This is a genomic window from Phaeobacter sp. S60 (assembly GCF_000826845.1).
In the GTDB taxonomy this organism is placed as follows: domain Bacteria; phylum Pseudomonadota; class Alphaproteobacteria; order Rhodobacterales; family Rhodobacteraceae; genus Phaeobacter; species Phaeobacter piscinae.
In genome coordinates this window covers 75,962-87,964 of the sequence record NZ_JSWJ01000004.1, presented here as the reverse complement: position 1 = coordinate 87,964, position 12,003 = coordinate 75,962, and the positions used below count along the sequence as shown (strand labels likewise).

Here is a 12,003-nt window from a genome sequence, read left to right as displayed (position 1 = left end):
GCTGGCAGGGCGTACGCGCCGATTGGGCGGCCTCTTACAATCATTTGGCCACTGGTATCACCGCGTCGGAGCGGGCAGTATCCCGCCCACAGCACAGATCTGACAGAAAGAGGCGCGCAATGTCGTTTACCCTAGCCACCTGGAACATCAATTCGGTTCGCCTGCGGGAGCCGATTGTCTGCAAGCTGTTGGCAGAGGAAGGTCCGGATGTGCTGTGCTTGCAGGAATGCAAAAGCCCGGTGGACAAGATTCCGATGGAGCAGTTTGCCGAGCTTGGCTACGGCCACATGGTTGCGCGCGGGCAGAAGGGTTACAACGGTGTGGCGATTCTGTCCCGACTGCCGATCGAGGATGTTGGCGACAAAGATTTTGCAGGCTTAGGTCATGCACGCCACATCGCGGGGCGGTTGGAAAACGGGGTCACGATCCACAATTTCTACGTGCCTGCCGGTGGCGACGTCCCGGACCGTGCGGTGAATGAGAAATTCGGTCAGAAACTCGATTACCTCACCGACATGCGCGACTGGTTCAACGCCGAACGGCCTGAGAAATCCATTCTGGTTGGTGACCTTAATATTGCGCCGCGCGAGGATGATGTCTGGGATCACAAGAAGCTGTTGAAGGTGGTGAGCCACACCCCGATTGAGGTCGAGCATTTCGCAGATGTCATGGACGCAGGTGGCTGGTCCGATGTCACGCGCAACGATATTCCTGACGGGCAGCTCTACAGCTGGTGGAGCTACCGCGCCAAGGACTGGGATGCGGCGGATAAGGGACGCCGACTGGATCATGTCTGGGCGACCCCGGATATCAAGAACGCAGCCCATTCCAGCCGGGTGATGCGTGCTGCCCGTGGTTGGGAGAAGCCCAGCGACCATGCGCCTGTGTTTGCAACATTTGACCTTTGAGATGTTCCTGACGGTGTCGCCGACCGCCTTCATCGGCGGCACCACGGAATAGTGATTTTCACGCCGCGCCTGATTGGCTACACTGCCGCCAAAATACGCCCAGTGATTTACAAGAGGCAGAGGCAATGAGCAGAATCATAGGCGCCATGATCCTATTGTTGATCGTGGCATCCTGCGGCGGTGGCGGTGGCTCACCACCGCGCAATCTCGACAACGCGTGCAGTATCATCAAGCAGCGGCCTGAGTATCTGAAGGCGTTCCGCGCCACAGAAAAACGTTGGGGCGTGCCGATGCACGTGCAGATGGCCGTTATCCACCAGGAGAGCCGGTTCCGTTCCGACGCCCGCACACCGCATCGGTTTGCGCTTGGGGTGATCCCAATGGGGCGGCAATCCAGCGCGTATGGCTATAGTCAGGCGTTGGACGGCACTTGGGACGACTATCGCAGATCAGCTGGACGGCGTGGTGCGAAACGCAATCGCATCAAGGACGCCACCGACTTTATGGGCTGGTACATGAACCAGACGCGGGAGCGGAACGGCGTGTCGCTCTATGATGCACGTAACCAGTATCTGGCTTACCACGATGGCCACACTGGCTATGCGCGGGGCACCTACCGGTCCAAACCCTGGCTGTTGCGCGTCGCTGGAAAGGTCCAGGCTCGGGCTGAGATGTATCAAACACAACTCGCCACCTGTCGACGCGCACGCTGATCGGCATATCCCTGAAATGAACGCCCCCGCTCAGATTATTGGGCGGGGGCTTTTTCTGTCTGTGGCTTATCAGCGTGTGGGGGCCGAGCTGGTGTTGAAGAGCTTTGATGGCAGCTTCACGCCGGTCTTTAACCCGCCCAGGATCACCGTGGTCTGCCCCCCTGAACCATCGTGGATCACCCATTTACGCAGTTCGACCGGGTCACCGGTAAACATCATTTCGATGCTGCCATACTCAGGGTTCTTGGGATCCTGCGCCCGGATGATGGTCGAGGTGCCGTCAAAGCTGTGGCCGACGACCATATTGGCACGCCCGAGGTTCACGTTCCGGGCAAGAATAAGAGAGAGCGGGGTGCGCTTCAGCGGATAGGTTTCCGGTGGCTGATTTGACTTCGGGTCCTGGATCAGCACAGCGCCCGCACCTGCGACCACAACGCCCTTGTTCGGTGGGTCATATTCGAACCGCATTCGGCCAGGGCGGTGCATATACAGCTTCCCGGTCGACAGGCTACCATCATCGTTGATCTGGCTGAAGGGCGCCGTGGCGGTGGAAATCCCGTTCAGGTATTGCGAAACTTCATTCAGGCTCAGCTTCTCGGCTGCCCATGCAGCCGGGGAACAGAGCGTCAGCGCTATGGCGTAGGCGATTTGTTTCATGGCTTCTAAATAAGGACGCTGCGACAAATGTGAAGAGGCGGGACCAATTGGCCCCGCCCCGAATTTATTGCTCAGGAACCAGAATTTCCCTTTTCCCGACGTGGTTTGCTGGGGAAACGAGGCCCTCTTCCTCCATCTGTTCAACAAGACGTGCGGCCTTGTTGTAGCCGATGGCGAGTTTGCGCTGGATGTAGGAGGTGGAGCATTTGCGATCCTTGATCACAATCTGCACTGCGGTGTCATAGAGGGCATCCTCGGTATCGGTGTTGCCTCCGGTCGAGAGCCCAAGAACGGCGTCGATGTTGTCTGCCTTCTCGTCATCAGGACCGTCCAGCACGTTGCCGATATATTCAGGCGGGCCAAATTGCTTGAGGTGATTGACGACCTCTTCCACCTCTTCATCTGACACAAAGGGACCGTGGCAACGGGTGATCTTGGCTCCGCCGGCCATATAGAGCATGTCGCCCATCCCAAGAAGCTGTTCGGCGCCCATCTCACCAAGGATGGTCCGGCTGTCCACTTTTGAGGTCACCTGGAAGGAAATCCGGGTCGGGAAGTTGGCCTTGATCGTGCCGGTGATCACATCGACCGACGGCCGTTGCGTGGCCATGATCAGGTGAATGCCCGATGCCCGTGCCATCTGGGCCAGGCGCTGGATGCAGGCTTCGATTTCCTTGCCAGCAACCATCATCAGGTCGGCCATCTCGTCGACAATGACGACGATATAGGGCAGGGCTTCGGGGGCGAATTCTTCGGTCTCGAACACCGGTTCGCCGGTGTCATCGTCAAAACCGGTCTGCACCGTGCGGCTGAACATTTCGCCTTTGTCGAGCGCCTCTTTTACCCGGCCGTTGAAGCCTGCGATATTGCGGACGCCCATTTTCGACATCTTGCGATAGCGATCTTCCATTTCGCCGACGACCCATTTCAAGGCAACGACAGCTTTTTTCGGATCGGTCACCACCGGCGACAGCAGGTGCGGGATACCATCATAGACGGAAAGTTCCAGCATCTTGGGATCGATCATGATCAGGCGGCATTCCTCTGGCGTCAGCTTGTATAGCAGCGACAGGATCATGGTGTTGATCGCCACGGATTTACCCGAGCCGGTGGTCCCTGCGATCAGCAGGTGGGGCATTTTGGCGAGGTTGGCGACCATGCTGTCGCCGCCAATATCCTTGCCAAGCGCAAGCGGTAGCGCATGGGTGCCGTCACCGAAATCGCGCGAGGCGAGGATTTCACGCAGAACAACCTTTTCGCGTTTGTCGTTCGGCAGTTCGATACCGATCACTGTGCGGCCGGGCACGGTAGACACACGCGCAGAGAGCGCCGACATCGAGCGGGCGATATCATCCGCGAGGCCGATAACACGGCTTGCCTTCAGGCCGGGTGCCGGTTCCAGTTCATACATGGTCACAACGGGGCCGGGGCGCACTGAAACGATGTCTCCTTTGACGCCATAGTCATCCAGCACCGATTCCAGCATCCGGGCGTTTTCTTCCAGAGCCTCATCGCTCAGATGATGACGTTCGATTTGCGCCGGACTGGTCAGGAGAGAGAGCGGCGGCAGTTCAAAGTCACTGCTGGTGTCCTCAAACGCCAAGGGCGGTTGTGCTTCCGCCTTGGCGCGCGTCGACGGCTGTGGTGGTTTGCGCACCGGCTGTTCCACAACAGCCCGCCGGGGCTCTGCCACGGGGAGCGCTACGGGAGTCGATACAGGTGCAGCGGCTGCCGCAGTGTCCGTGGCAGCTTGCGCTGACTGAGGCGTGCGGCGCAGAACCTGCGCAGCGCCTGAGGTGACGGCGGGCGCATGTGGCAAATCTTCCGATGCGACATGATCAACGAACTCAGGAGAGCTGTTATGCTGCAACTCAGATGATGCGACAGCAGGGTGATCATAGGCGTCGTCATCGTAACCCTGATGCGTATCGATGGCGGCGGAAAAGCTGGTTTCAGGCGCGGGAGGCAAAGGCGGGGTCGCCCCCAGAGCCGCGCCCATGGCGTCCAAGGATGCGCCGGTCAACGGTGGCTCCGGCGGTAGGCCGTCGCTTGCCTGGTTGGGATTGAAAATCAGCGGTTCTGGTCGGCGTCCGCGGCCCTTGGTCAGCGGGAAATCCACTTCGGGGGCGACATCAGCAGCTCGGCGTACACGCACCGCGCTGGCGATTTTCTCTGCGATCCGTTCATCGCCGGGCAATCCGTCCAGATCTGCGGCGGCATCCAGATCGTTTAGGGTTGGTTCAACCAGCTCCGGTTCTGGCATGATGGGATCTGCCCGGCGGATAAGGTTTGGCACGCGGGCAAATAGTCCGGTCTTTTCCTTAACCGGCTCGGCGGCGTCTTCCTGCGAGGCCTCAAAGGCTGGTTCTACCCGAGCATGGGGCGCAGCAACTGGCCCAAGTGACGGGGCACCCAGCGGCGGTGCGGCCATGGGGGCATCGTCGAAATCCATCGGCTCAAACATCTGCGGGTCTGTTTCAGCACTGTCGACAACATCGGCCATGGCGACAGCGGCGGCGGTGCGTTCGGCGCGACGGCTGCGATAGCTGAGCGCCGCCTGCATGCCACTGGCGGCCCCCCGGCCAAGCAGACCCGCAATCGCACCATAGATCAGGATGAGGCCAACAAGCACAAACCGCAGGCCGCGCGTCACCTCGGGTCGGGTGAAGCCGAGCACGGTCGCACCGAGGCTGACCATGCCAAGTGCCGTCAGCAGCGACAGGAATTTGACGAGAAAGATCAACCCGACCGGCAGCAGTGCCAGCAACATGCCAAGGAAGGTGTACCCGATCATACCACCCAGGCCAAAAGTATGGGCTGATTTCCAAGCCTCCGAGGGGACCAGTGTTTCCAGATGCAGAGAGACCAGCAGGAGCCAGGGCAACGACAGCAGCAGTGGCCACAGAAAACGATCCTCCCCCCGGTGCAGCACGCAGCGTCCGCCCCAAACGGTCAGGAATAGGGCAATTGCCCAACTGGCCTTGCCAAAGAGGGTGATCAGAATGAAGGCGACAGAGGCACCGGTGCGGCCCAGCATATTCTGGACTGGGGCATCTGTTGACACCATCCAGTTGGGATCATCTGCGGAATAGCTGCCGATCATCAGGGCAACCATCAGGCCGAACCCGATCAGCAAGACGCCGATCAGCTCCTTGCCGCGTTTCTCAATGGCCGCCTGCATCGTACTGTCCAGCAATGGATCACGGCTGCGCGTCTGAAATGCCATGCCTACCTCGTTTCATCTTGTCCGTCGGGGTGTCCCGCTTTTGGCGCGGGTTTTGTCCCCATGACTTTTCTTATTTTGGCGCCCCCTCTGAACGGGGCGCATGCAATGGGTCGTCAGTACAGGCAGCTGCGCAACGTGTGCAGGGCGGCCTCTGTCTGTTTCGCGGGCGCAACCAACGCCACACGAATATAGCCTCTGCCGGGATTTGCGGTGCCGTCACCTTGGGCCAGATAGGCGCCGGGCAGAACCCGCACACCAGTGTCTTGCCATAGTTTAAGCGCGGCTGTCTCGCCGTCTTCGACCGGTAGCCAGAGGAAAAATCCCGCCTCTGGCGTCATATAGCCATCGAGCCCGTCAAAGACCCGATCCGCGATCCGGTATTTCTCCTGATAAAGTGCGCGATTCTCGGCAACATGCGCCTCATCGGCCCAGACGCGGGCCGCGGCCGCCTGTAATGGCGCGGGCAGAGGGGCGCCGGAATAGGCACGCAGCTGATGCACCCGCTTCATCGTATCCGGGCCGCCTGCAATCAGTCCTGAACGCAGACCAGCAAGGTTGGAGCGCTTCGAGAGCGAGTTGAACAGAACGACGCGTTCGGGATCAGCCCCCAGCTCCTGCGCCACGCTCAATGCGCCGACAGGTGCTGTATCGCGGTAGATCTCAGAATAGCATTCATCGGCAAAGATGCGAAAATCATACTGTTCCGCCAACTGGATCAACTGGGTCCAATATGCCCGGCTGGCAACAGCGCCCTGCGGGTTCGCGGGGGAGCAGATGTAGGCCACGGCGGTGCGGTTCAACACGTCCGGCGATTGGCTGGCATAGTCGGGCAGATGGCCGGTATCCGCCGTGGCAGGTACAAAAACAGGTTCAGCCGCGACGGAGATCGCCGCAACCATGTAGACTTGATAAAACGGGTTAGGGATCAAAACCACGGGTTTTGCGCCGTTTTTCTGCTCCGGGCACAATGCCATTGCGGCGTTGTAGAGACCCTCACGGGTGCCGTTCAGCGCCATCACCTGGGTCATTGGATCAACGCTCACATTATAGCGGCGCTTGATCCAGTCGCTGATGGCACCGCGCAGCTCGGCGCTGCCCTCATTCGGGGGATAGCTTTGAAAGCCAGCGGCATTTTCGACGATGACATCGGTAACCCAGGCAGGGAAATCATGTTTGGGTTCGCCAATGGTCATATGCACCACGTCGCCGCCCGGCGTGTGGTGGTCAAGCAACGCCCGCAGGCGCGGAAACGCATATGGCGGCAGGTTCGAAAACCGCTCCGGAAAATTCATATATCTGGCCTCAGGTCCGGGATCGTTAGTGCCCCGTTTGTGATCAAACTACAGAGCCGATCCCGCTGCGTCCAGCCACGCAAAACCGGGCTTGGCGAAATGTGGCTTTCACGCCAACGCTCGCTCCACCGCAGCGCCAATGCGCAAAAGCGCCTCTTCGCAGTCGGGCTGGCCGAGGATCTGCAACCCACAGGATGGCACTCTTGTCGGCAGCGTCAGGGCGCAGAGACCCATCAGGTTCCCAATCCGGGTATTGCGCAGCGCCATCAGGTTCGAATGGATGTAGTAGTCATGATCGCTTTGGAGCCGTGCGACATTCGGCGGCAGAATGGGGGAGGTCGGGCAGAGGATCCCGTCAAAGCCTGCGGTGGCCAGATCCCAGTCCATTCTGAATTGTTCCAGCTTGGCCCAAGCTGCGACATAATCCGGACCGCTGAAGCCCGCACCGGAGCGGAAGCGTTCGAGGATCTCCGGGAACATCAGATCTGGGGCTGCTTCAATCACATCCTTCCACAGACCGTAGGCTTCGGATGTGAACAGGACTGCGCTTAGGGCCATGGCTTCTTCCAGCACGGGCACCTCTAGCGGCATGATCTCCGCCCCGGCGGCGCGCAACTGATCCAGGGCCGTGCTGTAGGCGCTTGCGATCTCAGGCGCGAGGTCCTGCTGCGCGACAGTCCACAGATCGGCAAATCGTTTCCCCGCCAACGTTGCCCCTCTCAGGTCGGGGCCATGGTTGCCCTCCAACATGCCGAGATAGAGCGCAGCATCCTCAACCGATCGGGTCAGCGGGCCAACCGTATCAAACCTGAGGCAGAGCGGGACGACCCCTTCCAGGCTGATCCGGCCAGAGGTGGTCTTTAGCCCCACAAGATCGTTCCATGCCGCCGGAATACGCACCGAACCCCCAGTGTCAGAGCCGATTCCACAGGCCGCAAGCCCAAAGGCGACAGAGGTCGCCGCACCGGAAGATGACCCGCCGGGCGCGGCTGCGCCGTCATGAATGCAAGGCGGTGTCGCCTTCACCGGGTTGAGGCCGAGCCCGGAGAACGCCAGCTCGCTCATATGTGTCTTGCCAAGGCATACAGCGCCCATTGCGGTCGCTGACCGCAGCACCAGCGCATCGCGATCAGGTATGCGATTGGCCAACAGATCAGACCCGGATTCGGTCGCTATGCTGGCACTGTCAAACAGATCTTTCCAGCTGATCGGAACACCGTCCAATAGCGACAATCGCTGTCCATTTGCTGCGCGCGCTTTGGCGGCTTCTGCTTCGGCGAGGGCGCGGTCATGGGTCACGACGGTGTAAATCCGGTCACGATGCGGATGTGCGTCGATCGCATCGAGATAGGTTTTGGTCAGGGCAACCGGACAGATATCGCCCGCCTCGATGCCACGGCCCAAATTCGCCGCAGTCTGCGTCAGCCACTCTTGCATATGCGCCTCTCCAAGTTGCACGGGATGGGGCGACGGTAGCGGCACCGCGCCCCATGGACAATCCCAATCGCAGGCGCATATTGCGGGGCATGAAAAACACATCTGACATCCTGATTGTGGGCGGTGGCCTGAATGGTCCGGCTCTTGCTTTGGCGCTGGCACAGACCGGGCACAACGTGACCCTGATTGATGCGCTCCCTCGAGATCTGCGCGACGATGAGGCCTTCGACGGGCGCAGCTATGCCCTGGCGTTGGCCTCGCAGCGGCTGGTGGATCAGATCGGCGTCTGGTCGCAGGTCGCTGACAACGCACAGCCGATGCTGGATATCAAGGTCACCGACGGCAGGGCCGGGCAGGGGCCGTCGCCGTTTTTCATGCATTTCGACCACGCCGAGATCGAAGATGGTCCGATGGGCTACATGATTGAGGATCGCTATCTGCGCCGGGCCTTGCGCAGCGCCATGGAAGACAACGCCGCGATCACATTGGTGGATGAGCAGACAGTGGTCGCGCAGCGGGTCGACACCAGCGGTGTGACCGTCACGCTTGCGTCTGGCGACACGTTGCGCGCTGGCATGATTGTTGGCGCGGATGGCCGGCGCAGCGGGACCGCAGCACGGGCCGGTATCAAACGGACCGGATGGGACTACGGGCAGACGGCCTTGGTCTGTGCGATTGAACATGAAAAGCCCCACCACGGGGTCGCACATCAGTTCTTCATGCCGCCTGGCCCTCTGGCCATCCTGCCGCTACCGGGTAACCGGTCTTCAATCGTGTGGAGTGAACGCAGTAGCACGGCCCGGTCCATTCAGGCGCTTGGAGAGGCGGATTATCTGGCGGCGCTGCGTCCGCGCTTTGGTGATTTTCTGGGCGAGATCAGTCTGGCTGGGGACCGGTTCACCTATCCGCTGAACCTGACACTGGCGAATGCGTTCGTGTCGGAGCGGCTGGCGCTGGTCGGGGATGCCGCACATGGGGTCCATCCGATTGCTGGGCAGGGGCTCAACGCGGGTCTTCGCGATGTTGGCGCCTTGGCGGAGGTGCTGACCGAAGCGAAGCGCCGTGGCGAGGATATCGCCTCACCCTTGGTGCTGGCGCGATACCAGCAGTGGCGTCGTTTCGATACTGCCAGCCTCGCAGCCGCCACGGATATGTTCAACAGGCTGTTTTCCAGCGATAATCCGCTGCTCCGTCTGGGGCGCGACATCGGTATGGGCGTGGTTGGTGCGATCCCGGGGCTGCGGCAAAGCTTTATTCGAGAGGCCGCTGGGTTGACCGGCGATCTGCCACGCCTGCTGCAGGGGCGGAAGATCTAACGGATGAAGGTCGAGCAAACCATTCCCAGTCTCCGTCACATTGCAGAATGCCTCAATAAGGAACGCGGGAGTTAGTCTAGCACGCGGGCTTCATCTTCCAGCATCACCGGGATACCGTTGCGGATTGGGAAGGCCAGATTGGCAGCGCGCGAAATCAGCTCCTGTGCAGATGCGTCATATTCCAGAACCGTCTGGGTGCGCGGACAGACCAATGCCTCCAGCATCCGGCGATCAAAGGAGGCCGCCATGGCATCGGTGGAAGACGGTTCAGTGCTCATTGCAGAATTTCCTCATGCGAGCCGCCGCGCAGGGCAAACTCGATCAATGTGACCAGTGTTTCGCGCCTTGTGGCAAGGCAGGGCGCTTCGAGCAAGGCCTGTTTGTCCTCGGGATCGAAGTCGAGCATCATGGAGAGGGAATTGATCAAAAGCTCATCTTCAGCGTCCTTCAACGCATCCCAATCTGTCGATAAGTTGCGCGATTCGAAAAAACGCTCGAGCAGGTCCAAAAATCCTGGTCGGTTGAAAGTTCCGTCGGCTTCAACTTTACCCAGGTCGCGGTTAAAATCGTTCCAGTCGACTTCGCATCGCCGATAGGGCGTGAATCCGTTCACCTCGGTCTTGATGCGGAAGCGCGATACGCCTGACAAAGTGATCAGGTAGCGCCCGTCCTCGGTTTCTGAAAACTGGGTCACACGCCCCGCACAGCCGATACTGTGGAGGGTGCTGTCTTCTGTTTTCGAGGGGAACGGCTGGACCATGCCGATCAACCGGTGCGACGTCTTGAATGCGTCCTCCAGCATTTGCAGGTAGCGCGGTTCGAAGATGTGCAGCGGTAGCCGTGCCCGAGGCAGCAATAGCGCCCCGGGTAGAGGAAACACCGGTAGAATATCGGGCAGATCAGCGGCCTGTATCATGCTAGGGACTGTAGCGCTGACATTGCCTTAGGCAAATATGATAGAACTGAGTTTGCGCCGACCATTCAGAACAATCGGATCATTCGGTTTCAACGCATCAAAGATCGTGAACAGTTGGGCCTTTGCGGCGCCATCATTCCAGTCCTGATCCTTGCGGAACAGCGTCAGAAGTTCATCCACGGCGGCCTCTGCCTCGCCGGCGGCATGCAAGGCCTGCGCCAGATCAAACCGCGCCTGATGGTCTTCGGGATAGGCCTCCACGGTTGCGCGCAGTTCGGCCACCGGACCGGCATTTTCGGCCTGACGGGCGAGGGCGATTTGGGCATGGGCTGCCTCGATCTCTGCGGCGTCGGAAATCTCAGCGGGGGCGCCATTCAGCACAGCCTCTGCCTGATCCAGGTCGCCCATGGCAACATGGGCACGAGCCAGACCACCGTAAGCAGCTGCGTTTTTGTCATCTTCGCCCAAAACAGCGGCAAAGGTCTGTGCGGCATCTGCCACATCGCCGTCGGCCAACATCTGCTCTGCGGCTTCGATCGCATCGCCCAGACCGCCATCTGCGCTACCGCCGCCTGCTTCGATGGCGCGCTTGATGAACGCATCGATTTCGGATGGGGCCACAGCGCCCTGGAACATGTCAATTGGTCGACCTTGGACAAAGGCGACAACCGTAGGGATCGACTGCAGCGGCAAACCCTGCTGCGATAGCGCCTGCACCAGACGCTGGTTCTGATCCACGTCAATCTTTGCCATTGTGACCGCGCCTTTGGCTTTGGTCACGGCGGCCTCCAATGCGGGGCCAAGGGTCTTGCAGGGGCCACACCAGGGCGCCCAGAAATCCACGATCACCGGCGCCTGCATTGAGGCATCGACGACATCCTGCATGAATGTTGCCTCGGTCACGTCTTTGACCAGATCACCTGCGGGGGCCATATCTCCCGCGCCGCCAAGAATATCGATCATGCGCTTGCTCTCCATTTCGAACTTGCCCCCTATATGAAAGCTGGCCGCCCAGAAACCAAGGGTCGATCTGCGCAAAGCCTATAGACGTTTCGCAATCACGAGGGTTTCACGGGCGCTGAATACCTGGCAGTGGGGGCAGCAGCATTGTCCTATCGTGAAGGACAGAGTGTTTCCGCCGAAACCCTGTCGCGGATTCGACATTTTCCCTTGTGGCAGAGTATCATGAGGCGATAGGAACAGCATTCATGCTTAGAACGCGCGCGAAATATAATCTGGGACAGGTTGTCCGCCATCGCAAACACCCTTTTCGCGGTGTCGTGTTCGATGTCGATCCTGAATTTGCCAATACAGAAGAATGGTATGAGGCGATCCCCGAGGACAGCCGTCCCGTGAAGGATCAGCCTTATTACCATCTGCTGGCAGAGAACGATCAGACATATTACGTGGCGTATGTGTCTGAACAGAACCTGATTGCGGATTATTCCGGCGAACCTGTGGGCCACCCTGATATCCCCGAGATGTTTGGCAGTTTTGACGACGGCAGCTATGCGTTGCACTATCAGCTGAACTAGGGT

At 59.7% G+C, this 12,003-nt stretch carries 11 protein-coding genes; 4 read left to right on the top strand and 7 right to left on the bottom strand.

Annotated elements, in window-relative coordinates:
- Window positions 1–119: 119 nt before the first annotated feature.
- Window positions 120–908 (top strand): exodeoxyribonuclease III, encoded by a 789-nt coding sequence (locus OO25_RS05345; RefSeq protein WP_040178806.1) that lies wholly within the window; start codon window positions 120–122, stop codon window positions 906–908.
- A gap of 125 nt (window positions 909–1,033) precedes the next feature.
- Entirely contained in the window at window positions 1,034–1,621 is a 588-nt protein-coding gene (locus tag OO25_RS05340; RefSeq protein ID WP_040170101.1) for a lytic transglycosylase, read from the top strand.
- Between the two features lie 69 nt (window positions 1,622–1,690).
- Here OO25_RS05340 and OO25_RS05335 read toward each other — a convergent pair whose 3' ends face one another.
- The 4 genes from OO25_RS05335 to OO25_RS05320 all read right to left on the bottom strand — a co-directional run bounded on the left by OO25_RS05335 (window position 1,691) and on the right by OO25_RS05320 (window position 8,233).
- A complete protein-coding gene (locus OO25_RS05335; RefSeq protein ID WP_040170103.1) occupies window positions 1,691–2,278 on the bottom strand; it encodes an outer membrane lipoprotein carrier protein LolA in 588 nt (195 codons plus the stop codon).
- 64 nt (window positions 2,279–2,342) lie between these two features.
- Window positions 2,343–5,504 (bottom strand): DNA translocase FtsK 4TM domain-containing protein, encoded by a 3,162-nt coding sequence (locus OO25_RS05330; protein WP_040178805.1) that lies wholly within the window; start codon window positions 5,502–5,504, stop codon window positions 2,343–2,345.
- Window positions 5,505–5,617: 113 nt separating this feature from the next.
- The gene (locus OO25_RS05325; RefSeq protein WP_040178804.1) at window positions 5,618–6,796 is read right to left on the bottom strand and encodes an aminotransferase class I/II-fold pyridoxal phosphate-dependent enzyme; all 1,179 of its coding nucleotides are present in this window, start codon (window positions 6,794–6,796) and stop codon (window positions 5,618–5,620) included.
- A 108-nt stretch (window positions 6,797–6,904) separates the two neighbouring features.
- Window positions 6,905–8,233, bottom strand: coding sequence for an amidase (locus tag OO25_RS05320; RefSeq protein ID WP_040178803.1), 1,329 nt, complete (start codon window positions 8,231–8,233; stop codon window positions 6,905–6,907).
- An 89-nt stretch (window positions 8,234–8,322) separates the two neighbouring features.
- On the opposite strand from OO25_RS05320, the gene OO25_RS05315 reads away from it, so the two are divergent.
- The gene (locus OO25_RS05315; protein WP_040178801.1) at window positions 8,323–9,549 is read left to right on the top strand and encodes an FAD-dependent monooxygenase; all 1,227 of its coding nucleotides are present in this window, start codon (window positions 8,323–8,325) and stop codon (window positions 9,547–9,549) included.
- A 71-nt stretch (window positions 9,550–9,620) separates the two neighbouring features.
- On the opposite strand, the gene OO25_RS05310 is transcribed toward OO25_RS05315, so the two are convergent.
- Genes OO25_RS05310 through OO25_RS05300 form a run of 3 tightly spaced genes read right to left on the bottom strand, consistent with a single transcriptional unit; the run spans window position 9,621 to window position 11,428 of the window.
- A complete protein-coding gene (locus OO25_RS05310; RefSeq protein ID WP_040170111.1) occupies window positions 9,621–9,827 on the bottom strand; it encodes a Trm112 family protein in 207 nt (68 codons plus the stop codon).
- A complete protein-coding gene (locus OO25_RS05305) occupies window positions 9,824–10,465 on the bottom strand; it encodes an LON peptidase substrate-binding domain-containing protein (protein ID WP_040178800.1) in 642 nt (213 codons plus the stop codon). The genes OO25_RS05310 and OO25_RS05305 overlap by 4 nt, the downstream gene beginning before the upstream one ends.
- 27 nt (window positions 10,466–10,492) lie before the next feature.
- Window positions 10,493–11,428 carry a tetratricopeptide repeat protein gene (locus OO25_RS05300; RefSeq protein WP_040170274.1) on the bottom strand — a complete coding sequence of 312 codons (936 nt, stop codon included), beginning with the start codon at window positions 11,426–11,428 and terminating at the stop codon, window positions 10,493–10,495.
- 245 nt (window positions 11,429–11,673) lie between these two features.
- Between OO25_RS05300 and hspQ the strand changes: the two genes are divergently transcribed.
- Window positions 11,674–12,000 (top strand): heat shock protein HspQ, encoded by a 327-nt coding sequence (gene hspQ, locus OO25_RS05295; RefSeq protein WP_014876215.1) that lies wholly within the window; start codon window positions 11,674–11,676, stop codon window positions 11,998–12,000.
- Window positions 12,001–12,003: the final 3 nt, after the last annotated feature.

Bases quoted from the DNA above. Each gene is read 5' to 3' on its own strand.
- OO25_RS05345 (WP_040178806.1), top strand. From the start codon at position 120: ATGTCGTTTACCCTAGCCACCTGGAACATCAATTCGGTTCGCCTGCGG.
- OO25_RS05340 (WP_040170101.1), top strand. From the start codon at position 1,034: ATGAGCAGAATCATAGGCGCCATGATCCTATTGTTGATCGTGGCATCC.
- OO25_RS05335 (WP_040170103.1), bottom strand. From the start codon at position 2,278: ATGAAACAAATCGCCTACGCCATAGCGCTGACGCTCTGTTCCCCGGCT.
- OO25_RS05330 (WP_040178805.1), bottom strand. From the start codon at position 5,504: ATGGCATTTCAGACGCGCAGCCGTGATCCATTGCTGGACAGTACGATG.
- OO25_RS05325 (WP_040178804.1), bottom strand. From the start codon at position 6,796: ATGAATTTTCCGGAGCGGTTTTCGAACCTGCCGCCATATGCGTTTCCG.
- OO25_RS05320 (WP_040178803.1), bottom strand. From the start codon at position 8,233: ATGCAAGAGTGGCTGACGCAGACTGCGGCGAATTTGGGCCGTGGCATC.
- OO25_RS05315 (WP_040178801.1), top strand. From the start codon at position 8,323: ATGAAAAACACATCTGACATCCTGATTGTGGGCGGTGGCCTGAATGGT.
- OO25_RS05310 (WP_040170111.1), bottom strand. From the start codon at position 9,827: ATGAGCACTGAACCGTCTTCCACCGATGCCATGGCGGCCTCCTTTGAT.
- OO25_RS05305 (WP_040178800.1), bottom strand. From the start codon at position 10,465: ATGATACAGGCCGCTGATCTGCCCGATATTCTACCGGTGTTTCCTCTA.
- OO25_RS05300 (WP_040170274.1), bottom strand. From the start codon at position 11,428: ATGATCGATATTCTTGGCGGCGCGGGAGATATGGCCCCCGCAGGTGAT.
- hspQ (WP_014876215.1), top strand. From the start codon at position 11,674: ATGCTTAGAACGCGCGCGAAATATAATCTGGGACAGGTTGTCCGCCAT.